Genomic DNA, 24,883 nt, shown 5'->3' on the forward strand with positions numbered 1-24,883 from the left:
CAAGCGGGGGCCGAGCCCGGCGCCGGGCTCGGTGTCGGGGTCCGTCTCCAGGGCGGCCGGGACGTCGTCGTACGGGCCGCCCGGTGCGTCGGTGTCGGCCGTGCCCGGCAGATCGCCGATCACGAGACCGAGCATCCAGGCCTTGGTTCCGTAGCCGAGGACCTGCTCGTACAGGCTGTGGTGGTCCGTCAGCCCGCGCGGGGTGTCCAGCAGGAGGAACCGGTAGTGTCCGTCGCCCGGTTCGGGCAGCCCCTCGTGCCTGAGCTGCTTCTGGACGGCTCTGCGCAGTGCGCCGGGGGGCGTCAGCCGGTGCGCTCCGGACCGCAGGTCCAGCACGATCACCGCATGTGCCCCGTCCCTGACCTCGCTCACTCGGGGTCACGCTCCCAGGGGTCGCGGGCCGTACGGTTCTCGGCCGTACGGTCGGGTGTGTGGTCCGGCCCGGCCTCGCTGCCGGGGTCGCTCCACCGAGGTCGGCTCCACGTGGACTCGCTCCATGTGGTGTCCCGCCAGACGGAGTCGCTCGGCGTCGGGTCGGCGGCGAAGGCCGGACTTCCCGTGGCGGACGGCTCCGTGGCCCCATCACCGCCGGCGGGGTTCCGGTGAAGGCCTCCCGCCGAATCCGAACCCACGTCAGGAGATGGGGACTTGTCGAGGTCGGCGTCCAGCCACGGGAACGCCTCGGCCGCCGGGTCGTCCACCGCGTCGTCGCCGTCCGCGTCCCGGGGCTCCGCCCAGGCGGAGGACGCGCCGACCGTCGCGCCGAAGGACGCGCCGTCGGCCGGCCGGGGCTCGGCGGGCGCTCGCCGGGGGCCCGGGTCCGGCTCGCCCGTCAGCCCTTCGGGCCAGCGGGGTTGCTCGGGCCAGTCGAGGAAGTCGTACCCGCTCGTGCCGGACGGCTCGTGCTGCGCGGCCGGCGGCTCCGCAGCGCGCGACTCCGCGGCAGAGGGCTCCGCGGCGCGGGACTCCGAAGCACGAGACCCGGCAGCGCGAGACTCCGATGCGGGGGGCTCCGCAACGCGAGGCCCGGCAGGGGGAGGCTCGGCGGCGGACCAGGGCCCGGCAGGGGGAGGCTCGGCGGTGCGCGGCTCCGCGGCGCGAGGTCCGGCGGTGGACCGGGGCGCGGCGCGGTCCTTGCGGGCCGCGGCGGAGTACGGCTCGTCGGCTCCGTCGGAGCGCGCCCTGGGGATCCGTGTGGTCCCCCAGTCGTCCTTCGTGTCCGTGCGCCGCGTCGCCCGCGGCGGCCCGGACGGCCCCGGATCCTCCGCGGTGAACCGCTCGTCGGCCATCGTGGCCGCAAGCGACCGCAGGTTCGGCTGGAGTGCCCGCTTCTCGGTGAACGTCACCTCCAGGGCGCCGGGCAGGGTCTCGGCCCAGAACTGGCGCAGCGGGCCGATCCATTCGGCGGACCAGTGCCCGGACTGCTGCTCCAGCTTCTCCAGCAGCTGGAGCTGACGCGGCGCGATCTCGTTCACGAACCGTGCGAACAGCGGGTCGGGGGTGCTGCCGGAGAGCGACAGGCCCTTGGGCTGCACCCGCATCAGGACACCGCAGTAGTCCTCCACGATGCGGCCCTCGTCCAGCAGCGCCCAGCGTTCGTAGGAGCGCAGCAGTCCGGCCCAGCCGGAGATGTCGCCCTGGTAGTCGTCGAGCCGCAGGGTCATGCCGGGGACGTCGGGGCCGTCCTCCTCGTACAGCCGGACCCGGACCCGGGAGGGGGAGTCGGTGTCGCCCTCGACGACGGTGAGCTGGCCGTTCCACATCGCGCACAGCAGGCGGTGCAGGATGTGCCGGCGGTCCTCCTCGGTGCTGGCCAGCCAGTCGTCGCGGTAGCCGAGCCGCTGCCGCCAGCTCAGCACGTCCTCGCTCTGTTCCACGTCACGGGCCCTGGCCCAGCGGCGCAGCACGTTGCGGGCCTCGGGGACCTCGGTCAGGCTCATCTCGCTGCGGAAGAGCACGACGGTGATCGAGTCCGTCTCGACCCCGCGGAACTCGATGGAGCGCTTGCCGTCCCTGGGCAGCAGCAGGGACTTGCGCAGGTACTCCTCGACCGCGTCCTTGTTCTGGATGCGCGGGTAGACGATGAGGACCTTCAGCGGTCCGCCGCCCTCGGGCACGAACCCGTGCGGCAGCAGACCGGCGATCTTGAACCGGAACTGCTCCAGCGCGGTCTTGCCGACCTCCTCGGTGGCGTCGCCGACCCCGGCCGCGGCGCTCAGCAGCATCGCCATGGACGGCAGCAGCGGCCGCTCGTCGGCCTGCATGCCGCTCTCCGCGAAGAGCGTCTTGACCCGCTGCTCGACCGCGGCCTTGACGGTCGCGACGGCCGCGGCGGGGTTGCGCCGGCCCGCGGTGTACGAGGACTGCCAGCAGTCGGCGTCGACGAGTTTGAGCAGCAGCGCCGACTCGTCGTCGTTGTCCCGCAGGCCGACCCGCTTGATCAGGCGTTCGCGCAGGTCGTCGTAGAAGTCGCGGAGGTTGCTCTGCGGCGGCAGCAGGTAGGAGACACCGGTGCGGTCGTCGTAGAGCTCCTGCACCTGTTCCTGGAAGGCTCTGGGCTCTTCCTCCACGTGTTTGCGGAACGCCTCCACCAGGAGGCTCAGTTCGGCGTTCAGCGCCGCGGCGGCCGGGCGCCAGCGCTGCTCCTGGCGGCGCCACCCCTCGTGCCAGACGACCCGGCTGCGCCACTGGTACCAGCGGTCCTGCGCCTCGACGGCCGCCACCACGTCGGCATCGCCCCAGTGGGCCTTGGACAGGCCGCCGATCCGGCCCTTGATCCGGGGGACCGGAGGCGGCTGCGCGTCCACGCCCGCCGGGCGTACGGGCTGCCGGCCGCGGTTGTCCAGCATGCCGAGGAAGCCGAGCACGGTCACCGGGTCCTGGTCGCCGGGCACCCCTTTGACGATCCGTTCGGCCTGGAAGAGGTCGGCGGAGCGCAGCACCCGCTCCAGTGCGGCGCGGGGCGCGAACTGCTCGGCGAGCGCGGGAGCGCGCCGGTCCACCTTGCGCCGCAGGTCGTCCAGGAGGCCCTGCATGTCGCTGATGCGGTCGCGCAGGGCCTGCTCGATGGCGATACCGCCGCGGGGCAGGGGGTCGGGGTCGGGTACGGGGAGGGCTTCGCGGGTCCACAGTTCGTCCAGACCCGAGTCGGCGAACATCTTGCGGACGGTGCCCGCGTACTCGTGGCTGGCCTTGGCGACGGGTTCGGTGAGCCGGCGTACGGACATGGCCAGCATCCGGGAGGAGACCAGCGCGGCCAGTTCGTCGAGCGGTGCGGTCATCGAGGCGACCAGGCTGGTGGACACCCCGCGGTGGCCGATCCCGGAGGCGGCGCGTACGGCGCGGTGCAGGCCGCGGTTGATGAAGCTCGCGGCGAAGGTCTGGTAGTCGTCGTCGGCGCGGGCGCGCGGGCCGCTGCCGTCGCCCAGTTCGGTGCCGACGAGCGACATCACCAGCGAGACGATGGAGCGGCGCAGGTCGTCGGGCCGGATTCCGGCGGTGCGGCTGAACAGGAAGGCGGTCGGCACCATGCCGGTGCGCAGCCGGATCGGGTGGACGCCCGGGTAGCGGATGTGGGTCGCGGCGTCCAGGTCGGTGTCGCCGAGGTCGGACTCGGCGGTCGGCACGTTCTGTTCGTCGACCAGCCGGAAGAGGTCCACCGCGGCGCGGGCGGCGTTGAGTTCGGCCTCGCGGCCGCCGCCCGAGGCGGTGGGGAAGGCGGACGGCATGACGACCAGCGGGTAGATCCGGGCGCCGGTGAAGTTCTTCGCCCGGAACGCCTCCCCGATCAGGTGGAGGTAGTCGAGGAAGATGCCGGCGCCGGTGCCGCCGGCCACGGAGAAGGCCACGAACACGTCGCAGCCGGACATCGGTCCGCCGCCGAGCTGGCTGAGTTCGCCGCCGGAGCGGCTGATGGCGTCGATGGCCTGGAGCAGCGGCCCCATGACCGGGTCGAGTCCGTTGCGCAGAGTGCCGAACAGGGCGGCGCGGCCGACCGTGGGCAGTTGGCCGGCGCCGTTGCGCAGCGGGGTGACCTTGGGTTCGCCCGTGCGCGGCGGCAGCCAGCCGCTGACCTCGTCGCGCATCACCGCGCGCAGTTCCCGGGTGACCTCGGGGGAGCTGTCGTGGTCGGGCAGCAGGTCGTGGGTGGCGCGGGCGGTGCGGCCGTAGGCGGCGCGCAGCGCGTTGTCGGCGCTGAGGTGGGGCAGCCGGGCGAGTTCGGACTCGCTGAAGTCCGCGTAGACGAACTGGAGGCACTCCGGCAGTTGGTAGCGCAGCGGAATGCCGAGTCGGTTGAGCGCGGTTCCGTCGGGTCCGCACAGTTCGGCCCGCAGCCGTCGCTCCAGCTCGGCTCCGACCAGTCCGCCGGTGCCGCCCAGACCGACGAACAGCATCGGCTGGAAGATCTTCATATGGTGGTCCTCCGCCGGGACGCGGGGCGTCCCGGTCGCTGGTGGTCGAGTACGGGTGGGGGGACCGCGGTCGTGGACGCGCGGTCCGGTGGGGGCGGACGGCGGCTCGGGGTGCCGCCCGCCCGGTGGGATGTGCGGGGCTGCCACGGTGGTGTCGGGCGGACCCTCAGATGTCGGGGTGCTCCTGCTCCGGTGCGCTCGCCGGGTACGAGCCGGTGTGGTCCGTCGCGGCGGAGGCGCCGGCCCTGGCGGTGGCGCGACCGGGCGTGCGGGACCGGCCCCCGGCGGACGGGCCGCCGCGACGGCCGGTGCCGGGGCGGCGGCCCCGGCCGTCGGCGATCCGCAGCGAGAGGGTGCCGGTGAGCGCCAGTTGTTCGCCGAAGCGCAGGGTCCGCTCGCCCTGGCCGCCGGCCCGCAGCACCACTCCCCCGGCGAGGTCGCGCCGGACCGCGTAGGTGCCCCGGTCACGGCGTTCGATCCGGGGGTTGTCGGTGGCGGCGTCGACGAGGTCGAACTCGTACCGGTTGCCCCGGCCCGTCTTGGCCTTGCGGCTGCACACGGGGGTGCCGTCGGCGTCCAGGAGTTCCAGGAGGAGTCCGCCCGGGGCGAGCCGCAGGCGCTTGACGCGACGTCGGGAGAGCAGCGCGGCGACGACGGCGACGAGGACGAACACCCCGGGGACGATGAGCTGCCACCAGGCGTCCCAGATGCGCCGGGGGAGGCTGGGCACGGCGGTGACGGTGATGCTGAGCGGTGCGTCGTCGAGGACCCGGGTGCCGTCGGCGGCGGTGACCTTGCCGCCCAGGGCGGTGCCGTCGTCGTCGACCGGCGCGCCGAGCCCGCCGGCGTCGGCCACCCGCACGGTGACGTCGAGCGTGCGGGCCGAGCCCGGTTCGACGGGTACCTCGGCGGGGTCGACGCTCAGGCCGGTGCCCTCGGCGTCGGCGACGGCGAGCCGCACGGTGTGTGCCGCCGTGTCCTTGTTGCTGACCTTGAGCGTGCCCGTGACGCGGCCGCCGGGGTGGACGGTGGCGGCGGGGATGTCGAGGACGGCGCCGAACTTCGCGTTCGGCGGGGCGATGCCGGTGGGGTAGGAGCGGGTGTCGGGCCGCAGGCCCACGGATTCGACGGTGCTGGAGAAGAGCAGGTCGCCGGTGGCGTCGCGGGGCACGGTGACGGTCCCGGAGAAGACGCCGTCGAGGCCGTGCTCGTCCTGGCCGCGGCCGTCGTCGGTGAGCGTGATGGGGACCTTCTGCGGGAACCCCTTGCCGGTCAGCTGTCCGGAGACGGTGATCCCGTGCAGGTCCCGCTCGTCGAGTTTGACGCCGGCCCTGGTGAGGACCTCGACCTCCACGCGGGTGCGTTCCCCGGCGCTCGGGGAGGGCTTCTCCAGCCGGATGTCGGAGCGGACCGCGCCCTGCCAGAGGACGCTGATGCTGGCGGTGCGGTCGCGGTGTCCGGCGGGTGCGTCGAGGTGCACCCGCCAGGTCCCGGCGAGGGGCCGGGTGATGCGCAGGGACTCGACCGGCTTGCCGCGCCCGGTGAACTCGAAGGACGACTCCCCGTCCCCGGCGCCGTCACCGGGGTCGGTGATCTTGTGGCCCTCGGGGTCGTAGTACGTGGCGGTGACCAGGGGGTCGCCCTTGGAGACGACGATCGTCCCTTCGGTGGCCAGCGGGGAGACTCGCACGCTGAGGTCGCCGGGGGGCCTGGTCCGCGAGCCCGGGTCCCGGTAGAGGCAGCGGGCGGCGGCGAACGCGGTCTCCAGGGCCCTGCCGAGGTTCTCGGCGTCGACGACCTCCGCCTGCGGCCTGGTCTGCGGCAGGTCGCGGCATCCGTTGCGGTAGCCGCCGGCGGCCATCTCGTCGAGGCGCTTGCGGTCGACCGCTCTGCCGAAGCCGAGCGGCCGGATCTGCACCTTGGCGTCGGCGGCCTCCCGCAGGGCGCGGGTGAGGTCCTCGTCCGCCTGCTCGTCCCGGGTGCGGTCGTCGAGGCCCCGGTAGCGGTAGCTGTCCTTGACGTCGAGGTAGCCGTCGGTGAGGAGGAACAGCACCCGGGGCCGCCCGGAGTCCGGTGCCTCCTTCAGCCGGGTGACGCCCTGGCGGACGGCGGAGATGAAGTCGGTGCCGGAGCCGCCCTGGGGGGTGCGTTCGCGCAGCTGTCCCGCGCACTCGGCGATCTGTTCCCGGCCGACGGTGTCCAGCTGCCGCATCGGGCAGACCTCGTCGACGGGTGACTGGGTGGCGGTCCTGGCGTCGGCGAAGCCGAACACCACCATCCTCGACCGGGGCGAGGGGTCGCTGACGGCGATCGCCGCCACCGCGTCCTTCTCCCGGTCGAGTTCCCCGGCCCCCAGGCTCGCCGACTCGTCGACCGCGACGGCGTAGTCGACGGGGTCGTCGGAGGCGCCCGTCGCGGCCGGGGCCACGGCGGCGGGCCGGCCGTGCCCCGCGGCGTCCGTGCCGAGGGCCGTCGGTGCGGTGCCGGGGAGCGCCGCCGCCGGGAGTGCCGCGGCGGGCAGCGCGGCCGCGGCGAGCGCCACGGCGGCGAGGCGGTACGCCCTTGCGCGCACCGCGAGGAGGGGGTGCTCCTTCGTCGTCGAGGCGCGTGCGCACGCACGCCCGACCGCCCCCGTTGTATACGTCACGCTTGGCTCCCCCACACATTCCGAAGCCCCCGAAATTCCCCGCATTCCGACGACTGCCGGAACGACATCCCTTCGGTGGCGTCCTGCACGAAGAGATTAGTGTCACCGGGCCACGCTTTTGGCCGGAATCTCCTCTTTCCCCGACAGATAAAGCGACCACTCTTAATTAGCGATCATCCGAAAATATATTTCGCCTTTTCGAGCACGCTCGCCGTCATTGCCTGTTCATTCATGACCTATTTCCGATCGTCTGTCGTCGGCTCCGCAAGCCGGGCCGCGCGCAGCCGTTCGGCGAGTCCGTGCTTGCCCTTGGCGACCGCGGCCCGGCGCAGGGTCTCCAGGTCGACCTGACCGAGCTCCAGCTGCCGGCAGAGGGAGTCGACCCGGGCGCGAAAACCGACGGGATCGTGGCGCAGCCGGGCGCCGAACTGCCGGTCGAGGCGTTCGACGAGGGCCCAGGCCCTGGTGTCCCGGTCCTCGCACCAGAACTGGAAGAACGAGCCGCCCAGCACGACGAACCCGCCGATCCGGTGCAGCCCGACCGGGCCGCCGGCCCCGACCCGGTCGCGCGGCAGCGTGACGCGCCAGGCCCCCTGCGAATCCCGTACCGGCGGGTACCGGCCGAGGCCCTGGCCGCTGAGCCAGCCCGTGATCCGCTGCTCGACCGACCGGGCGGCGGCCAGTTCCTCGTTCCGCAGGGCGTGCACGCACTCCGGTGTCTGTTCGCACGCGGCCGAGAGGAGGACGTCGTGCTCGCCGTCGAGGGCCCGGGTGTACACCAGATGGCGGGTCCGCCCGTCGTCCTCGGCCGCGCGCACGACGTACGCGGGCAGGTGCAGGCACTCCGGCGCGCCCACGCGTTCTAGGCCGTCGATGCCCGCCGGCAGGTTGAAGCCCTCCCGTCCGGGGGCGTCCGCCAGTTCCCGCACGGCCTCGTCGCGGAACGGGTGCGCCATCAGCCGGTGCGGACGGCTGCCGCGGTGCCACCCGGGCGCCGTGCCGTCGTACGGGACGCGCACGACGGTGTCGTTGCGGTAGTGGGCGGTGGTCAGCGGACCGGAGCGGAACCCGTCGAAGTACAGGCTGCGCCGGTCGCCGTGCGTCACCGTGTAGCGCTTGCCGTCCTGCACCGACCGATGGCCGAGCGCGGTGAGCCCGAGCCTCCCCGCGTCCTCGGTGACATGGCCGATCGCGGTCAGGAAGGCCAGGACCTGGGCCACCAGGGCGGGGTCGAGCGCGAGGAAGGAGGCCAGCTCCCCGGCGGTGGCGAGCCCCGCCTCGGCGATGCCGCGCTCGACGAAGCGGTCGATCAGGTCGTAGGGCTGCGCCTCGGTGACCGTCGCCCGCACCTGCACGCACCACACGGGCAGCAGCACCGCGTGGATGCCGGTGGGCCGCATGCCCAGGGTGTACGCGGCGTTCTCCAGCGCCAGGTACGGCGGACACGGCGCCTGCAGGGTCCCCGCGCTCACCGGCCGCCGCCCTCCGTCCCGATACCGTCCAGCAGCGCGCGGAGCTCGTCGTACGACCGCAGCTCGCCGCGGGCGGCGACGTGCTCGCGCAGCGCCCGGACGAGGTCGCGAAAGCCCGGGTCCCGGGCCCGGGTCAACGTGGACAGGTCCCCCACCAGCACGAGCTGGCGGCGGGCCCGGGTGAACGCGACGTTCGCCCGGCGCAGTTCGTCCAGGAACCCCACCCGTCCGGCGGGGTTGCTGCGGGTGAAGCCGTAGAGGATCACGTCCCGTTCGCCGCCCTGGAACGAGTCGACCGTGCCGAGGTTCTGCCCGACGTGTTCCGCCCGGCCGGTCCGCCGGGTCAGGGCCGTGCCGATCAGCGCGGCCTGGGCGGCGTACGGCACGATCACCGCCCACTCCTCGCCCCGGGCGGCGTAGTGGGCGGCGAGCAGGGTGAGCAGATGGGCCTCGGCCGGGTTGACGTATCCCGTGCGCGCTCCGCCCGACGGGTCGCCCGCGTCCTGTTCGAAGCGTCGGCCGTCCGGCAGCCGCGAGGTGTCGACGAACACCATCGGGGCGCGGAACAGCAGGGAGTCGTGCGGCAGGTCGGGGCCGGGGGTCCGCAGCCTGCCCTCGTAGAACGCGCCCGAGACGAAGTCGGCGACGGCCGACGGCATCCGGCGCTGGTTCGTCAGCGACACGACGGCCGAGCCGGGCAGGTGCGGTTGCAGCATCTCCAGGGCGCTCGTGGCCAGCAGGGCGGTGACGTCCGGGTCGGCGCGGCGCCCGCCCCGGCCGCCGGCCTCGGCGTCCAGGTAGGGCGGCAGTTGCCGGTGGTCCCCGACGAGCACCGCGCGGCGGGCCCGGACGAGCGGGACGAGCAGGTCCGGGACGGCGATCTGGCCCGCCTCGTCGATGACGGCGAGGTCGAAGCCGAGGCCGGTCAGCTCGGGGCGGGAGGCCACCCCGATGCAGGTGGCGGCGACCACATGGGCGTAACGGATCAGTTCCGTGTGCAGCTGCCCGGTCGCCGACGCCACCTCGCCGTGCCATTCGGCCAGCAGGGCATGCCGGGCCAGCAGGCCCGGCAGCCGCCGTGTCAGGCCGTCGTACAGCAGGGCCGGTTCCGGTTCGGCGCCACCGGATTCCGCCGACGGCCCGGCCAGGTCGGACGCGGGCTCCCCGGCGGCCGCGAGCAGGGTCCGGCAGCGGCCGGCCGCGTGGCGCGCCTCGGCGCGGCAGGCCGCGGCGTGCCCGGCGGCCTCCTCCAGCGCGCGGAGTGCCGTGCGCACGGCCGGGATGCCGGCGGTGGCCTCGGCGAGGACGCGCTCGGCCTCGGCCAGGTCCCGCCGGTGGCGTGCCCGCCGCCCGGCGAGCGCGGCGGCCGCCGCCTCCGCGCGGGCGAGACGGCGCGCACGGCGCCGGGCGAGAAACCGGAAGACGAAGCGGACCGGCCGCGGACCGGTGCGGCGCAGGGCCGCGTCGCGCGAGCGGGTGAGCCGTTCGGTCCTGCGGGTGCCGCGCTCCTCCTCGCGGGCGAGGCGTCGGCCCTCGGCGAGCAGTTCGTCCACCCGCGTCAGGGCGGGACCGCCCGCGGACCGCCTGGCCTCGGCGAGCGCGGCGCGCCGGACCGTCTCCTCGGCCGCCAGCGTGCCGAGCCGGTCCAGCAGCCGGCCCAGGGTCTCGTACCACTCCTGGACCGCCTCGATGTCGCCCCGGGCGGCCAGCCTGGTCTCCAGCCGGCCGAGGATCTCCTGCCGCAGCCCGGCCGCCTGCTCCTCCAGGAGGTAGGGCCGGCCCTCGGGGGTGACCCGGGACTCGTTGCCGACCCGGACGACGACGAGGTCCTTGGGGAGCCGGCCGAGGACGTTGTCCACGGCCCGGTTGCTGTGGGAGGCGATCAGCACGCGCTCCCTGGTCGGCCGGGCGGCGACCGCCCGGGCGATCTCGCTGATCACCCGGGTCTTCCCGGTGCCGGGCGGCCCCAGCACGAGCATCAGGTCCTCGGCCGCCAGGGCTCTGCGGAAGGCTTCCGTCTGGGCGGGGTCGAGGGTCTCGCCGGGTGCGTCCGGGGCCGGGTCCGAGGGGCGGACCCGGTGGTCCACCAGGACGTCCAGCAGATGCGGGTTGAGCGACCGGCGCTCGCGCAGGATCCGCACCGCCTCGCGCCGTCGTTCGTGGACCGCCTGTGCGGTGGGGAGCTGGAGCGCGCCCTGCCGCGGCACGCTGTCCCAGTCGACGGCCCGGTCGAAGGACACGGTGACCGAGGTGCCGCCCGCGGGGGCGCGGACGACCTGTCCGCGCAGGTCTCGTTCGCCGCTGATCTGCACGAAGGCGCCCTCGTCGGGCAGGCGGTCGACCGCCAGGTCGAAGGTGTAGACGGCCCGGGTCCCGTGCCGCCGCTCGCCCGCGGCGCGGGCGGCGCGGTAGGGGAAGTCGCCGGTCTCGCGCGCCCGGTCGGCGGTGATCTCCTCGACGGTGTCGACGGCCCGCTCGACGGTGTCGAGGAAGCGGGCGTGCCGTTCGGCGAGTCCCGGTGCGCCGTGCCGCGCGGCCAGCTCCTCGGTGAGCCGTCGCCAGGCGTCCTCCAGCAGGGGCCAGTGGGTGTCGCTGCCGGCGGGGGTCCCGGCGTCGGGGTGGCGGGCCAGCCAGCCGCCGGGCCGCACCAGCAGGCAGCCGCGCTCGATGTCGCGATGGTGGCGGAAGCCGAGTGGCAGGACGGCGGCCACCCGGTAGGCGCCCTGTTCCCGCCTGCTGCGGTACAGGCGGGCGACATAGGACCTGCCGTACAGCAGCAGGCTGCGGTCCCCGCCGGGCCGTCGCGGTTCGGCGACGATCGCGGGTACGCCGCGCTCCCGGCCGCCGAGATCGGCCGCGAGGCCGTGGACGTCCTCGGGCAGGTGGTCGGTGCGCCGTCGCAGCAGCTCGGCTTCGAGGGCGGCGCCGGGGACCAGGACGAGGTTCCCGGGCACGTCCACGGTGCGCAGGCGCATTCAGGCGTCTCCGAGCAGGTCGTCGCGGGCCGCGCGCAGGGCGGTGCCGAGGGCGCGGGCGGCGGGACGCTCGCCGGGGTCCTCGGCCAGCGCCGCGCGCAGCGCGCGGTCCAGGCTGCCGGGGGCGCGCTCCAGCCGGGAGCTCGGCGGCGGGGCTCCCTGCGGCTCCGGGGGCCGGCCGGTGGCCAGGTGGTAGGTGAGGGCGGCCAGTTGGTAGACGTCGGCGGGCGGTCCGACGAGACCCGGCCGGTGGCCGCCGCGCCACTGTTCGGGCGCCCGGTAGGGGGTGGGTCCTTCGCCGGGGCGCGGGGCGTGGGCGGCCAGACCGAGGTCGCGCAGGACCAGACGTCCGTCGTCGTGCTCCAGGACGGCCGTGGGGGCGAGCAGGCGATGGGTGGCGCCGGCCCGGTGCAGCGCGGCCAGGGTGTCGCACAGCCCCGCGACCGCGCCGAGCAGCCGGGCCAGCCGGCCGGCGCTCAGGGGGGCGGGCCGGCCGGCGAGCCAGCCGCTGTGCAGCGTCCCGCAGCGGCGGCTGGACCGGGTCGGCGGCCAGGGCAGGGCGAGCACGGCCCGGCGGTCGCCGATCCGCTCGTACCGTCCGGGGCCCGGCAGGCCGCGGGCGCGTCGGTGGATCCGGCCGAGGAGGTCGTGTTCCCGGCCGAGGGCGGCCAGCTCCTCCAGGGCGTCGGGGGTGGGCTGCCGTACCTCGGCGTGCCGCAGCCAGACGTAGGGCGAGGCGGTGCCCGCCTCGGACGGCTCCAGCCGGCAGGCCACCGCCTGGTGCCGGACGAGCGCGTGGTCCGGGGAGGGCTGTTCGTCGAGGAGTTCGTCGTGCAGCAGATAGCGGCAGGCCGGCGTGGCCAGGAGGCGTCCGCCGGTCCACGGCTGCCCGGGGGCCCACGGCGGCTGCCCGTCCGCCCCCGCGGCCGACGGCGTGGGCGGATACGGCGTCGGCGGGTACGGCGACCCCGGCCGGGGCGACGACGGCGGTGGGGGCGGCCAGGGGGACGGCGCCGGGTGCGCCGGCGCGCCGGACGGCAGGGGCGGCGCGGACTCGCTGCGGTGGACCAGGGAGGCCGAGGGAGCGGCCGGCACCCGGAACCCGTCGGGCACGAAGAATCCGTCGGGTACGAGGAACCCGTCCGGATCGGAGGCGGCGTACGGGTCGAGGAAGGCGTACGGGTCGGGGGACGCGCAGGAGCCGGGGGACGCGCCCGGCTGCTCGTCCCCGGCCGCCAGTTCGCGCACGACGCACAGGGCGAACGCGGCCGCGTTGCGGGCGGCGGCGCTCTGCCAGTCGGCCTCGTCGCTGAGCTGCTTGGTGCCGTCGGCCCGGTCGCTGATGCCCCGCACGATCAGCGCGGGCAGCCGGTTGCTGAGGTGGGCCGCGTGCGCCACCCCCGCGCCCTCCATCTCTACGGCCACCGCGTCCTGGTAGTGCCGGTCGAGCTGCCTCCGCAGCGCGGACTCCGGTGCGTCGGAGACGACCTCGCCGGCGGCGATCGGTTTGAAGTGGACGGCCGGCGGGGCGTGTCCGCCGCCGGTCCGGGGCCGCGCCGCCGGCCAGGTGCCGTCGCGGCCCACGAAGCGGGCCAGTTGCTCCAGCTCGTGCGGGGCCTGCCAGGAGACGGGCCGCGCCGCGAATCCCTCGCCGGTCTCCTTGCCGCCGTGGTAGGCGTACACCTTGGTCGCCACGACCACGTCGCCGAGGGCGATGTCCGGCCGCAGCCCGCCCGCGACGCCGACGAAGAACAGCGCGCGGGGGCCGAAGGCCTCGATGGCACGGCTCGCGAGCACCGCGGAGACGTGGTTCCCGGCTCCGGTCTGCGCCAGCACGATCTGCCACGGCGTGCCGTCGAGCCAGCCCACCTCGAACACCGTGCCCTGGTGGCTCGGGCCCCTGCGCACGGAGACCAGGAGCTCGCGCACCGCCTGGTACTCCACGGGCAGGGCGGTCAGCACCAGGACGGGCCCGGTGGACGTCCGCGTACCGTTCACGGCATTCCCCCGCTGAGATTCCCCCGCTGAAATATTTCCCGACGACCTGACGGACGGCACCGCGCACGCCGAGGCAGGCGACCATACTCCACGGCGTGCCACGCCCGGCGCGCGATGGGAATTCCGCACGGGGAACGGCCCGGAACTCGAAATCGGAATGCCATCACACGATCACGAACAAAGCATTTCCGATCATCGGTTTTCCTGAAGGGAAAAGCGCCGCGTGAGGTCCCGGGCGCCCGCCGTCACAGGAGGCCCGGTGGTCTGATCCACCCCAGTGACCGCTCGACGGCCCGCTGCCAGTTCTCGTACTCCGACACGCGGCGCGCGGGGTCCATGGCCGGCAGCCACTGCGCCGCCCGGTGCCAGTTGTGCCGCAGGACCTCCATGTCCGGCCAGTACCCGGCGGCGAGCCCGGCGGCGTAGGCGGCGCCGAGGGAGACCGTCTCGGCGACCATGGGACGCACCACGGGCACGTCGAGCACGTCGGCCACGAACTGCATCAGCAGATTGTCCGCGGTCATGCCCCCGTCGACCTTGAGCTCCCGCAGGCCGACCGATGAGTCGGCGTTCATGGCGTCCACGACCTCGCGGGTCTGCCAGCCGGTGGCCTCCAGGACCGCCCGGGCCAGGTGCCCCTTGGTGATGTACGAGGTGAGGCCGACGATGACCCCGCGCGCGTCGCTGCGCCAGCGGGGTGCGAACAGGCCGGAGAACGCGGGGACGATGTAGCAGCCCCCGTTGTCCTCGACCGTCCGCGCGAGGGTCTCGATCTCCGGCGCGCTGCTGATCAGCCCCAGCCGGTCGCGGAACCACTGGACCAGGGCGCCGGTGACGGCTATCGAGCCCTCCAGGGCGTAGACCGTGGGCCCGTCCCCGACCTTGTAGGCGATGGTCGTCAGGAGCCCGTGCCGGGAGCGCACGAGATCGGTACCGGTGTTGAGCAGCAGGAAGCTGCCGGTGCCGTACGTGCATTTCGCCTCGCCCGGGGAGAAGCAGGTCTGTCCGAACAGCGCGGCCTGCTGGTCACCGAGGGCGGCGGTGATCCGGACGCCGGGCAGTGCCGCGCGGGCCTCGCCGTAGCTCTCGGCGGAGGAACGGATCTCGGGCAGCATGGCGCGGGGCACCCCGAAGAACGCCAGCAGCTCGTCGTCCCAGGTCAGCGAGCGGATGTTCATCAGCATGGTGCGGCCGGCGTTGGTGGCGTCCGTGATGTGCAGCCCGCCGTCCACTCCCCCGGTGAGGTTCCAGATCAGCCAGCTCTCCATGGTGCCGAACAGCACCTCGCCGTCCCTGGCCCGCTCCTCCAGCCCCTTGACGTGGTCGAACAGCCAGCGGATGCGCAGCGCGGAGAAGTAGGTGGAGGGAGGCAGTCCGCAGCGTTCCAGGAAGAAGCCGTCACCGGGCCGGATCCTGAGCTCCTCGACGAGCGGCGCGGTGCGGGTGTCCTGCCAGACGATCGCCCGGCCCAGCGGGGCGCCCGTGCGCCGCTCCCAGAGCACGGTCGTCTCGCGCTGGTTGGCGATGCCGACGGCGGCGACCTCGTCCGGGCCGGCCTCCGCGGCGGACAGGGCCTCGGGCACGACGCGCAGCAGATTGCGCCAGATCTCGACGACGTCGTGCTCGACCCAGCCGGGCCGGGGGAAGTGCTGCCGGTGCTCACGCTGGGCGACCGACACCAGCCGTCCGTGATGGTCGAACAGGATGCATCGGGTGGAGTTGGTGCCCTGGTCGATGGACATCACATACCGTTCAACCATGATCGGGTCTGCCTTCCGACGGTCCGAGGAAGCGGGCTCACCAGCGGGCGGCCCCCAGATCCCGGGAGATCGCCCGGGCGGCGTCATGGAGCAGGGTGACCAGCTCCGGCCGGGGGCGGCCCTGGCCGCCACAGATCCTCTCGACCGCGCCGGAGAGCCCGATCGCCCCCACCACCAGCCCGCCGTGCCCCCGGATCGGCATGGCGACCCCGGCTTCGCCCATGTCCATCTCCTGGACCTCGGCGGCCCAGCCGTTCTCGCGGACGTCGGCGAGCGCCCGGGTGAGCTGCGCCCGGGTGACCAGGGTGTGCCGGGTGTACGCCTCCGGAGCGGGCTCCAGGGCCTCGTCGAGCGGTGCGGCCCCGAAGGCCAGCAGCACCTTGCCGAGGGAGGAGGCGTGCAGCGGCAGCAGCGAGCCCACCTCCAGGCTCTGGAGCGTGTCGTCCGGCCGGAACACGTGATGGACGACGAGGACCCTGCCCTCCAGGGGGGTGCCCAGACGGACCGACTCCCCGCTGCGCGCGGCCAGGGCGTCGGCCCAGTTGATGGAGCGCGACCGCAGCTCGTTCACGTCGAGGTAGCTGGTGCCCAGATGCAGCAGGGCCGCTCCGAGCTGGTATTTCCCGGTCGCAGCGTCCTGCTCCACGAAATCCACGTGCTGGAGGGTGCGCAGGATGCCGTGGGCCGTGCCCTTCGCAAGACCCAGCGAGGCGGCCACCTCGCCCAGCCCCAGCCGGCGGGGTCCGCCGGCGAGCAGCCGCAGGATCGCCGCCGCCCGTTCGATCGACTGGACCGGCCCGGCCATGAGGCGAGCCTATTACCGCCCGGAGACGACCGCTTCACGTGCAGATGGAGGCTTCGCCCCTGGATGCGGTGCTTGCGTTCGGCAATGGCGACCTGTGTTCATTGACCCCCTTCGTACGGCTCCCTACGGTGCTCTGAGGCCCGGCACCCACGCCGGACCCCGGCACCAGGCCGGCAACGTCCACCGGAGGAGTCCGGCAGCGTTCGTCCCGGAGGAGTACAGATGGCGGCACAGCTGAACACGATGCTTGCGCAGACATGCGAACACGTCTGCCCGCTGCCGCCCGTGCCCGGGGCCGTCTCGGCCGTACGGCGCAGCGCCGCGGACGTCATGGCCGCCTGGGACGTCTGCCCGGAGATCGTCGAGGACGCCCTCCTGGTCGTCTCCGAGCTGCTCACCAACGCCGTCGTGCACGCCCTGCCACCGGCGCAGCTGCGCCTGACCTGGATCCGGGAGTCGGGGCTCGACACCCTGCGGATCGAGGTCACGGACTCGGGTCCCGCCTATGGCGCGGAGCGGCCGCAGGACGGGATCGACCCGGACGAGCACGGCCGGGGCGAGCAGATCGTGCACGCCCTGGCGGCCCGGCACGGCATCCACATCCACTCGGGCGGCGTGTCCCGGTGGGCCGACCTCGTCGCGGCCTGAGCGCTCTCGCACACCGACTTACGACACGTACGACATCCCACCTGCCTCTCCGGTCCCGCGAACGCGCGGCGCGACCGCCGACGCCGGCCCCGGTGCCGTGCGGCGCACCGGTCAGACCCGGTCCTTCGCCGGTCGGACCCGGTCCCGCAGGGGAAGACCGGTACCGTGCGCCGGCTTGTGGAGCAGGAGCAGCGCCGCGTCGTCGTCCAGCCGCCCGCCCACGTGCGCCAGCAGCTCGGTGTGCAGTGCGGTCAGGGTACGGTCCGGCTCGTCGCTCGCATGGCGCGCCAGCCCTTCGGCCAGTGGATAGAACGCCCGGTCACGGTCCCGGGCCTCGGTCACCCCGTCGGTGTAGAACAGCAGCTGGTCACCGTCGGCGAAGGTCAGCGCCTGGAGGCCCGGAGTCTGTCCCGACAGGGCGCGCAGCCCGAGCGGCGGGGCCGGATCGGCGGGCTCCACCGGTACGACCTCACCGGCCGCGCGGACCAGCAGCGGCGGCGCGTGGCCGCAGTTGACCAGCTCCAGGCGGCCGGCGCCCGGGTATCCGGCGACCACGGCGGTGACGAAGTCGTCGCAGTCCAGGTTGCGCTCCAGGCTCCGCTCGATCCGGTCCACCACGGCGACGAGGTCGGGCTCGTCGTGGGCGGCCTCGCGGAAGACACCGAGCACCAGGGCGGCGGTGCCCACGGCGGGCAGGCCCTTGCCGCGCACGTCACCGACGATCATCCGGATCCCGTACGGGGTGGAGATCAGCGCGTAGAGGTCCCCGCCGATCCGGGCCTCGGCCGCGGCGGCGCTGTAGCGGACCGCGACCCGGAACGGGCCGACGGTCTCCGGTACGGGCCTGAGCAGCGCGTGCTGGGCAGCCTCCGCGACCGAGCGGACGGCCGCGAGCACGCGCTCCCGGCGTGCGCGCAGCGCACTGGCCAGGTCGCTCGCCAGGGTGACGGCCAGCAGGCCCGCCAGTACGGCCGCCAGCTCGCCGTCCGGGACGTCCGCGCGGGCCCCGAGGATCGAACCGAACACCAGGGCGAGGAGGCCGACGAGGAGGACCCCGCGCGGCCGGTTGGTGGTGGCGGCCAGCGCGGGCCCGGCGACGAGCAGCGGCAGCCAGATCGTCCCCGCACCCTCGAACAGTTCGGCGAAGACCACGACGGCGACGAGCAGGACGGGCAGTACGGCCTTGGCGGCCGACCGGGCCGCGGCGGGCCGGCGGGTGGATCCTCGGGCCTGGGTCATCTTGCGTCCGTTGTCCTCACGTGCGCTCTGGAACTCCCGGTATGTCCGCTTTATCCAGATAAAGGCGTCGAGGGCAGGTGTCACAAGGACCGGGATTTCACATAGTGAGCGAAAGGCCCCGGGTCACCCGGTCCGCGGTCGGGATCAGCCGTGCGAGGACCTCCGTGATCCGGGAGGCCCGCGCCGCCGGCATGGAGACGCCGAGCGAGCCGAGGGTGTCCCCGCTGTAGACGGGCGTGGCGACGCAGACGGTGCCCAGGGCGTACTCCTCCAGGTCCGTGACGGCCGGCGCGACGGGTGAGCAGTCGATCCGCCGGAGCAGTTCCGGGGAGCTGGTGACGGTCCGCGGGGTGAGGTCGGCCAGCAGGTGCCGGGAGAGGTAGTCCCGGCGGGCGTCCTCGTCCAGCTCCCGCAGGACGGACTTGCCCAGCGCGGTGGCGTGCCCGGCGTCCTCGAACCCCACCCAGAGGTCCACCCGGGGTGCGCGGGGGCCGTCGACGATCTCGGCGACCCGGATCTCGCCCTCCTCGTAGAACGTGAGGTAGGCGGCGGTCGCGAGCTCGTCCCGCAGTGCGGCGAGCACGGGCCGGACCCGGCTCAGCAGCGCCTGCTCACGGCTGGTGGTGTGCAGCGCCTGCATCCTGTCGCCCAGGACGAAGCCGCCGTCGTCGAGTTTGCGCAGGTAACCGTCGTGCACCAGCGTCCGCAGCAGGTGGTAGGCGGTGGCCAGGGGCAGCTCCGTCTCCCGCGCCAGCTGTTTGGCGGGCGCGCCGTTCACGTGCCCGCTCACCGCCTCCAGCAGGCGGAAGGCCCGCTGGACGGACGTGATGAGCGTGGGACCGTCCTGAGCGCTCATACCACCAGCGTGCGCCCGGCGCCCGGCACGGGCAAAACGCGCACGGAACGTGACGGATCCGGCACCGCCCGGCCGCGTCCGGCGGCGTCCGGCCGCGGCACTAATACCCAGGTCGAGGGGATTCACCCGATGGCAGGCGTTCCCTCACTCGTTCTCGTGCAGTAGTCCGCAGGCCACCCCGTGACGAAAGGGGTTCTGCTGAACTTTTCCGACGTACGAGTGAGTCGACGCGACCTCAGGGGATCAGGTGACCTTACGTCGGACGTGGTTCGGGGCAGGCAGAGGCAGATCGGCACTGACGGTTCTCACGGCGTTCACGGCGCTGGCCGGTGCGACCGTGGTGGAGGCGGCACCCGCCGGTGCCGCGCAGGGCACGGCGGTGGCACCGGGCGTGGTGTACCGGCAGTTCGACATCCGGGGAGCCAGGGGGGTGACGCACGCCCATGTACTGACCGTCGACCTGCGCCGGGGGGTGCGCCTCGGCCTGCTCCGGCCCAGGGCGGTGGCGGGACGGGCCAGGATCTCCGCGCTGGCCGACGCGCAGGGCGCGGTCGCGGGCGTCAACGGCGACTTCTTCAACATCACCGAGACCCAGCATCCGGGTGTCCGGGCGACGGGTGCCGCCGTGGGACCGACGATCGTGTCCGGCCGGGCCCTCAAGGCGGCGGTGCCGGACGGGCAGCGGTTCGGCCCCGGACTGCCGCCGGGCACCGACACCACCGAGGTGATCGGCGTCGGCGCCGACTGGCGCGCCCGGCTCGACCGGCTGCGCCTCGTCGGGTCGGTCCGCACGCCCGCGGGCACGCTCGCGCTCGGCGGGCTCAACCAGTACGCGCTGCCGGTGGGGGCCATCGGCGCGTTCACCTCGGACTGGGGCGGCGTCTCGCGGGTGCGGGCCACCTGCGGCACGGACACCGAGCGGGCGGCGTCGTGCAGCGCGGACACCTACGAGGTGACGCTCCGTCACGGCAGGATCGTCGCGCTCGCCGGCCGGCCCGGCAGCGGCGCCGTCGCCCCGGGCACGACCGTCCTCGTCGGCCGTGAGGCGGGCGCGCAGCAGTTGCGCAGGCTCTTCCGGGGCGAGGCGGTCTCGGTCCGGTACCGGCTGGCGGCCTCGGGCAGCCGGATTCCCTACCGCTTCGCGCTGGGCGGGTACCCGGTCCTGCGCGACGGGGTTCCGCTGGCCGGGCTCAACGACACGACGTCGGCGGTGCGCACCGCCGTGGGCATCGCGGGCGGTGGGCGGCGCGTGTTCCTGCTGGCCCTGGACGGCGCGCCCGCCTATCGCAGCGGCCTCACGATCGCCGAGGTGGCGGGTGCGCTGCGGAGCCTGGGCGCGGTCGACGGGTTCAGCCTGGACGGCGGCGGCTCGTCGACGCTGGTGGCCAGGGCCCCCGGCGCGACCCGGGTCTCGGTGCGCAACCACCCCTCGGGCGGGGCGGAACGCGCCGTGGCCAACGGGATCGGGGTCTTCACCGTCGGGTGACCCCGCGCGGGATCACGGCCGCAGGCCGCTCATGACGTCGGCCGTCGCCGTGATCCCGCTGCTGATCGCGGGCGCGATGCTGGTGCTCGCGAGACAGAAGCCGAACAGTGCGCAGATCAGCGCATGGGAGATCTTCAGTCCCCCGTGACGCAGGAAGATCACTGCCAGGATCAGCAGCAACAGCACCGCAGAGATGGAAATGGCCATCGTCAACCTCCTCCGCCACGTCCGCTTCGCGGCGTTCGGCCGTAAGTGTGGCGTAGCGGAGGGTCCGTCCGGGCGGTTGACCTGTCCGCCGAACGAGTGGTTTTACGCGGCGGGGCGATAGGAGTCGAGGAAGGCCTCCAGGCCCGCCAGATCGTCGGTGTCGAGGTGGTCGACCCCGGCCGCGAGGAGTCCGGTCCACAGGGCGGTGCGGGCGGGTCAGGCGAGGTCCGGGGTGGCCCGGAACCGCACCTTCCGGTCGTGCGTGTGCGCCGTGCGGACGATGTCCCCGAGCTGCGGCGGCCCGGACCTCGACAGGCCTGTGCATGGCAGGGGTCGGCCGGACCGCCGTCGCTCGTTCGCTCCTTGCGCGCGGGCACACGGCGAAGCCCGCCCCGGTGGACGCGGGGAGCAATTCGCGTCCGGGTGGGGCGGGCTTCGCCGGGGCCGGTCAGGGGGCGCGCAGGTCGACGAGTTCGGCCAGCGCGGACCGGTGGGCGCCCGCCGTGCCGTACGCGATCGAGTCGGCCTTGGCCCGCTTGAGGTACAGGTGGACCGGATGCTCCCAGGTCATGCCGATGCCGGCGTGCAGCTGGAGGGCCTCCTCGGCGGCGTGCACGGCGACGGGGGCCGCGTACGCCTGGGCGACGGCGGCCGCCACGTCGGCGTCCTCACCGGTGGCGAGGGCGTCGGCCGCGTTGCGGGCGGCGGCGCGCAGGCCGACGGTCTCCAGCCACAGCCCGGCGAGCCGGTGCTTGAGGGCCTGGAACCCGCCGACGGGCCGGTTGAACTGCTTGCGCTCCTTGAGGTAGCGGACCGTCTCCGTCAAGGTCCATTCGGCCAGGCCGAGTTGCTCGGAGGCGAGCAGTGCGGCACCGGCCCGCAGGGCGCGCCGCACGGCCGGTCCGGCATCGCCGACGCGGCGGCCCGCGACGCCGTCGAGCAGGACGGTGGCGAGCGGGCGGGTGAGGTCGAGGGACACCTGCGGGGTGACGGTAACAACGGCGGAGTCCACCGCGTACAGCCCGCCGTCGTCGGCGGGCACGAGCAGCAGGTCGGCGACGGCCGCGTCCGCGATGCTCGTCAACTCGCCGTGCAGGGTGCCGTTCTCCAGCCGTACGGTGGCGAAGGCGGCGCCCGGGGCGGTGTGCAGTCCGACGGCCAGCGCACCGATCGAGGTGGCGCAGGCCAGCCGTGCGAGCAGGTCGTCGGCGCCGCACTCCAGCAGCGCCTCGGTGGCGACCACGGCGCTCGTCAGGTACGGCACCGGCGCGACCGCCCGGCCGAGTTCCTCCAGCACGACGGCGGCCTCGCGGTGGGTGGCGCCCTGGCCGTCGAGTTCCTCCGGAACGAGCAGTCCGGCCAGGCCCATCCCGTCCGCGAGCGTCTTCCACAGGGCGAGGTCGTAAGGGGCGTCCGACTCGGTGCGCGCGATCACCGCGGCCGGGTCGCAGCGGTCGGTCAGCAGGTCCCGCACCGCCGACCGCAGCGCCTCTTCCTCCTCCGAGTACAGCAGGTCCGGCGTGGTGCTCATCGGGCCAGGTCCTTCCAGGCGACGTCCTTGTCGGTGCGCGGCTCGGAGGGCAGTCCCAGCACGCGCTCGGCGACGATGTTCAGCAGGACCTCGCTGGTCCCGCCCTCGATGCTGTTGCCCTTGGAGCGCAGATAGCGGTAGCCGGCGTCACGGCCGGTGAAGTCCACCAGTTCCGGGCGGCGCATGGTCCAGTCGTCGTACAACAGGCCCTCCTCGCCGCGCAGTTCCACCTCGAGGCCGCTGATCTGCTGGTTGAGGCGGGCGAACGCGAGCTTCATGCCCGCGCCTTCGGGGCCGGGCTGGCCCGCGACGAGCTGCTGGCGCAGCCGTTCGCCGGTGAGACGGGTCACCTCGGCCTCCACCCAGAGTCCGAGCAGACGCTGGTGCAGGTCGTGGGTGCGCAGTTCGGGGCGCTCGCGCCAGGTCGTCGAGACCGGGCCGATCATGCCGCCCTCGCGGGGCAGCCGCATCCCGCCGATCGCGACGCGCTCGTTGTTCAGGGTGGTCTGCGCGACCCGCCAGCCGTCGCCGACCTCGCCGAGCCGGCGCGAGTCGGGGATGCGTACGCCGGTGAGGAACACCTCGTTGAACTCGGCCTCACCGGTGATCTGGCGCAGCGGCCGGACCTCGACGCCGGGGTCGGTCATGTCGCACAGGAAGTAGGTGATGCCCGCGTGCTTGGGCACGTCCGGGTCGGTGCGGGCGATCAGGATGGCCCAGCGGGCCAGGTGCGCGCTGGAGGTCCACACCTTCTGCCCGTTGACCACCCAGTCCCCGTCGCCCTCCCGGACCGCCCGGGTGCCCAGGGCCGCCAGGTCGGACCCGGCGCCGGGCTCGCTGAAGAGCTGGCACCAGACCTCCTCGCCCACCCACAGCGGGCGCAGGAAGCGCTGCTTCTGCTCGTCGGTGCCGTAGCGCAGGATCGTCGGCGCGGCCATGCCGAGGCCGATGCCGATGCGCCGCGGGTCGTTGTCGGGGGCGCCCGCGGCCTCCAGTTCGGCGTCCACGACGGCCTGGAGGGAGCGGGGGGCGCCGAGTCCGCCGAGGCCCACCGGGTAGTGCACCCAGGCCAGGCCGGCGTCGAACCGGGCCTTGAGGAAGTCCGTGCGGTCCGTCGTGGCGGGCGGGTACGCGGTCAGCAACTCCTGGGTGAGGCTGCGCAGTTCGGCTGCGTCGGTCATGCGGCGGCTCCGTTCTCCAGAGCGGGCAGCACGGCGACGCGGCCGGTGGTGACGCCGTCGGCGACCCGCTGGACGGCGGCCGCGGCCTCCGCCAGCGGCACGCGCTCGCTCACCAGCGGCCTGATCGCGCCCCGGGCGGCCAGCTCGGTGAGCTGTTCGTGGCAGTGCTGGACCAGCTTCGGGTTCTTGGTGTTGTACAGGCCCCAGTGCAGGCCGAGGATCGAGTAGTTCTTCACCAGGGCGTGGTTCAGCGCGGCCGAAGGGATCGTGCCGCTCGCGAAGCCGACGACGACGATCCGGCCCTCGAAGGCGACGACCTTGGTGGACTGGGTGTAGGCGTCGCCGCCCACCGGGTCGAAGACCACGTCGGCGCCCCGGCCGCCGGTGGCCTCCTTGACGGCGGCGACCACGTCCTGGGTGCGCCGGTCGATCACCACGTCGCAGCCCAGTTCGCGGGCGACGGCCGCCTTGTCCGCCCCGCCGACGACCCCGATGACGGTGGCACCGGCCGCCTTGCCGAGCTGGACGGCCGCGCTGCCGACCCCGCCCGCGGCGGCGTGGACGAGCAGCGTCTCGCCGGCCTCCAGCCGGGCCCGGCGGTGCAGTGCGAACCAGCCCGTCTGGTAGCCGATGTGCAGCGCGGCGGCCTCGGCGTCGTCGAGCGACTCGGGGGCGGGCAGCAGAGCGGCGGTGTCGGCGACGGTGTACTCGGCGAAACCGCCGTACGGCAGGGCCGGGTTCGCGATCACCCGGCGCCCGTCCTCGGTCTCGCCGCAGATCTCCACGCCCGGCGTGAACGGCATCGGGGGCCGGACCTGGTACTGGCCGCGGCACATCAGCGCGTCCGGGAAGTTGATGTTCGCAGCGCGCACCTTCAGCAGGACCTGGCCGTCGCCGGGCGTGGGCCGCTCGACGTCCTGGAGCCGCATCACCTCACTCGGCTCGCCGTTCTCGTGCACCTGCCATGCCTGCATGCGAAGCCTCCACGGGACTGCGTCCTCGACCGGTCGATCGCATACTAAGCGGTCGCTTGCCGATCAGGGAACAGTCACGTCCGTCACGGCCCCGGCTCACGGGCGCGAGGGCCGCGCCCGTACGTGCATCCGCTCGCCCTGCGGTCCGAACAGACTGAGGAACTCCACCGGCCCCTCGCCCGTCGACCCGAACCAGTGCGGCACCCGGGTGTCGAACTCCGCCGCCTCCCCGGGGCCGAGCACCACGTCGTGCTCCCCCAGCACCAGCCGCAGCCGCCCGGACAGTACGTACAGCCACTCGTAGCCCTCGTGGGTGCGCGGGTCCGGGTCGAGGCTGCGCTGCGGCTCGAACACCTTGAACGCCTGGAGTCCGCCGGGCTGTCTGGTCAGCGGCCAGTGGGTGCGCCCGCCCCGCACGATCGGTTTCGCCCGCACCCGCGGGTCCCCCACCGGCGGCGCACCGACCAGTTCGTCCAGCGGCACCTGGTGGGCCTGGGCGATCGGCAGCAGCAGTTCGAGGCTGGGTCTGCGCAGGCCGGACTCCAGCCGGGAGAGGGTGCTGACCGAGATGCCGGTCGACTCGGACAGCGCGGCCAGGGTCACCTCCCGCTCCTTGCGGATCCGGCGCAGCCTGGGGCCCACCGCCGCGAGAACGTCGTCGGTACTCATCCCCGTATTGCAGATTCGGCAAA

The 24,883-nt window shown here is 74.1% G+C and carries 16 protein-coding genes and 2 pseudogenes; 2 read left to right on the plus strand and 16 right to left on the minus strand.

What is annotated here, in order from left to right:
* The 8 genes and pseudogenes from ABT085_RS01650 to ABT085_RS01685 form a co-directional block, all read right to left on the minus strand.
* Positions 1-372, minus strand: a pseudogene (locus ABT085_RS01650) (hypothetical protein); the annotation flags it as partial.
* The gene (locus ABT085_RS01655) at positions 369-4,412 is read right to left on the minus strand and encodes a tubulin-like doman-containing protein (RefSeq protein WP_351600410.1); all 4,044 of its coding nucleotides are present in this window, start codon (positions 4,410-4,412) and stop codon (positions 369-371) included. The pseudogene ABT085_RS01650 and the gene ABT085_RS01655, both read right to left, overlap by 4 nt.
* A gap of 166 nt (positions 4,413-4,578) precedes the next feature.
* The gene (locus tag ABT085_RS01660) at positions 4,579-7,059 is read right to left on the minus strand and encodes a VWA domain-containing protein (protein ID WP_351600412.1); all 2,481 of its coding nucleotides are present in this window, start codon (positions 7,057-7,059) and stop codon (positions 4,579-4,581) included.
* Positions 7,060-7,295: 236 nt separating this feature from the next.
* Positions 7,296-8,531 (minus strand): hypothetical protein, encoded by a 1,236-nt coding sequence (locus ABT085_RS01665; protein ID WP_351600414.1) that lies wholly within the window; start codon positions 8,529-8,531, stop codon positions 7,296-7,298.
* A complete protein-coding gene (locus ABT085_RS01670; RefSeq protein WP_351600416.1) occupies positions 8,528-11,506 on the minus strand; it encodes a DEAD/DEAH box helicase in 2,979 nt (992 codons plus the stop codon). Before ABT085_RS01670 ends, ABT085_RS01665 begins: the two co-directional genes overlap by 4 nt.
* Positions 11,507-13,504, minus strand: coding sequence for a phosphorylase family protein (locus tag ABT085_RS01675; protein ID WP_351600418.1), 1,998 nt, complete (start codon positions 13,502-13,504; stop codon positions 11,507-11,509).
* A gap of 245 nt (positions 13,505-13,749) precedes the next feature.
* Entirely contained in the window at positions 13,750-15,264 is a 1,515-nt protein-coding gene (gene glpK / locus ABT085_RS01680) for a glycerol kinase GlpK (RefSeq protein ID WP_351600419.1), read from the minus strand.
* Between the two features lie 37 nt (positions 15,265-15,301).
* Positions 15,302-16,069 carry an IclR family transcriptional regulator gene (locus ABT085_RS01685; RefSeq protein WP_351600421.1) on the minus strand — a complete coding sequence of 256 codons (768 nt, stop codon included), beginning with the start codon at positions 16,067-16,069 and terminating at the stop codon, positions 15,302-15,304.
* 222 nt (positions 16,070-16,291) lie between these two features.
* Here ABT085_RS01685 and ABT085_RS01690 point away from each other — a divergent pair, with 222 nt between their 5' ends.
* A complete protein-coding gene (locus ABT085_RS01690) occupies positions 16,292-16,717 on the plus strand; it encodes an ATP-binding protein (protein ID WP_351600423.1) in 426 nt (141 codons plus the stop codon).
* 111 nt (positions 16,718-16,828) lie between these two features.
* On the opposite strand, the gene ABT085_RS01695 is transcribed toward ABT085_RS01690, so the two are convergent.
* Both ABT085_RS01695 and ABT085_RS01700 read right to left on the minus strand, forming a co-directional pair.
* Entirely contained in the window at positions 16,829-17,956 is a 1,128-nt protein-coding gene (locus ABT085_RS01695) for a PP2C family protein-serine/threonine phosphatase (RefSeq protein ID WP_351600425.1), read from the minus strand.
* 97 nt (positions 17,957-18,053) lie between these two features.
* A complete protein-coding gene (locus tag ABT085_RS01700) occupies positions 18,054-18,812 on the minus strand; it encodes an IclR family transcriptional regulator (RefSeq protein ID WP_351600427.1) in 759 nt (252 codons plus the stop codon).
* 247 nt (positions 18,813-19,059) lie between these two features.
* Between ABT085_RS01700 and ABT085_RS01705 the strand changes: the two genes are divergently transcribed.
* Positions 19,060-20,298, plus strand: a complete 1,239-nt coding sequence (locus ABT085_RS01705) for a phosphodiester glycosidase family protein (RefSeq protein ID WP_351600429.1) — start codon at positions 19,060-19,062, stop codon at positions 20,296-20,298.
* A gap of 12 nt (positions 20,299-20,310) precedes the next feature.
* On the opposite strand, the gene ABT085_RS01710 is transcribed toward ABT085_RS01705, so the two are convergent.
* The 6 genes and pseudogenes from ABT085_RS01710 to ABT085_RS01735 all read right to left on the minus strand — a co-directional run bounded on the left by ABT085_RS01710 (position 20,311) and on the right by ABT085_RS01735 (position 24,860).
* Complete coding sequence (locus ABT085_RS01710; RefSeq protein WP_351600431.1) at positions 20,311-20,505, minus strand: hypothetical protein; 195 nt, start codon at positions 20,503-20,505, stop codon at positions 20,311-20,313.
* Between the two features lie 102 nt (positions 20,506-20,607).
* Positions 20,608-20,799, minus strand: a pseudogene (locus ABT085_RS01715) (hypothetical protein); the annotation flags it as partial.
* A 154-nt stretch (positions 20,800-20,953) separates the two neighbouring features.
* Complete coding sequence (locus ABT085_RS01720; protein ID WP_351600433.1) at positions 20,954-22,036, minus strand: acyl-CoA dehydrogenase family protein; 1,083 nt, start codon at positions 22,034-22,036, stop codon at positions 20,954-20,956.
* Positions 22,033-23,217, minus strand: coding sequence for an acyl-CoA dehydrogenase family protein (locus ABT085_RS01725; RefSeq protein ID WP_351600435.1), 1,185 nt, complete (start codon positions 23,215-23,217; stop codon positions 22,033-22,035). Before ABT085_RS01725 ends, ABT085_RS01720 begins: the two co-directional genes overlap by 4 nt.
* On the minus strand, positions 23,214-24,191 hold the full coding sequence (locus ABT085_RS01730) for an NADPH:quinone oxidoreductase family protein (protein WP_351600437.1): 978 nt from the start codon (positions 24,189-24,191) through the stop codon (positions 23,214-23,216). Before ABT085_RS01730 ends, ABT085_RS01725 begins: the two co-directional genes overlap by 4 nt.
* A 96-nt stretch (positions 24,192-24,287) precedes the next feature.
* Complete coding sequence (locus ABT085_RS01735; RefSeq protein WP_351600439.1) at positions 24,288-24,860, minus strand: helix-turn-helix domain-containing protein; 573 nt, start codon at positions 24,858-24,860, stop codon at positions 24,288-24,290.
* Positions 24,861-24,883 lie beyond the last annotated feature (23 nt).

It is taken from the genome of Streptomyces sp. NPDC002265 (genome assembly GCF_040296125.1).
In the GTDB taxonomy this organism is placed as follows: Bacteria; Actinomycetota; Actinomycetes; order Streptomycetales; family Streptomycetaceae; genus Streptomyces.

Coding starts and splice junctions, on each gene's coding strand:
- glpK (WP_351600419.1), bottom strand. CDS start 15,264: ATGGTTGAACGGTATGTGATGTCCATCGACCAGGGCACCAACTCCACC.
- ABT085_RS01690 (WP_351600423.1), top strand. CDS start 16,292: ATGGCGGCACAGCTGAACACGATGCTTGCGCAGACATGCGAACACGTC.
- ABT085_RS01725 (WP_351600435.1), bottom strand. CDS start 23,217: ATGACCGACGCAGCCGAACTGCGCAGCCTCACCCAGGAGTTGCTGACC.
- ABT085_RS01720 (WP_351600433.1), bottom strand. CDS start 22,036: ATGAGCACCACGCCGGACCTGCTGTACTCGGAGGAGGAAGAGGCGCTG.
- ABT085_RS01695 (WP_351600425.1), bottom strand. CDS start 17,956: ATGACCCAGGCCCGAGGATCCACCCGCCGGCCCGCCGCGGCCCGGTCG.
- ABT085_RS01710 (WP_351600431.1), bottom strand. CDS start 20,505: ATGGCCATTTCCATCTCTGCGGTGCTGTTGCTGCTGATCCTGGCAGTG.
- ABT085_RS01685 (WP_351600421.1), bottom strand. CDS start 16,069: ATGGCCGGGCCGGTCCAGTCGATCGAACGGGCGGCGGCGATCCTGCGG.
- ABT085_RS01700 (WP_351600427.1), bottom strand. CDS start 18,812: ATGAGCGCTCAGGACGGTCCCACGCTCATCACGTCCGTCCAGCGGGCC.
- ABT085_RS01735 (WP_351600439.1), bottom strand. CDS start 24,860: ATGAGTACCGACGACGTTCTCGCGGCGGTGGGCCCCAGGCTGCGCCGG.
- ABT085_RS01655 (WP_351600410.1), bottom strand. CDS start 4,412: ATGAAGATCTTCCAGCCGATGCTGTTCGTCGGTCTGGGCGGCACCGGC.
- ABT085_RS01670 (WP_351600416.1), bottom strand. CDS start 11,506: ATGCGCCTGCGCACCGTGGACGTGCCCGGGAACCTCGTCCTGGTCCCC.
- ABT085_RS01730 (WP_351600437.1), bottom strand. CDS start 24,191: ATGCAGGCATGGCAGGTGCACGAGAACGGCGAGCCGAGTGAGGTGATG.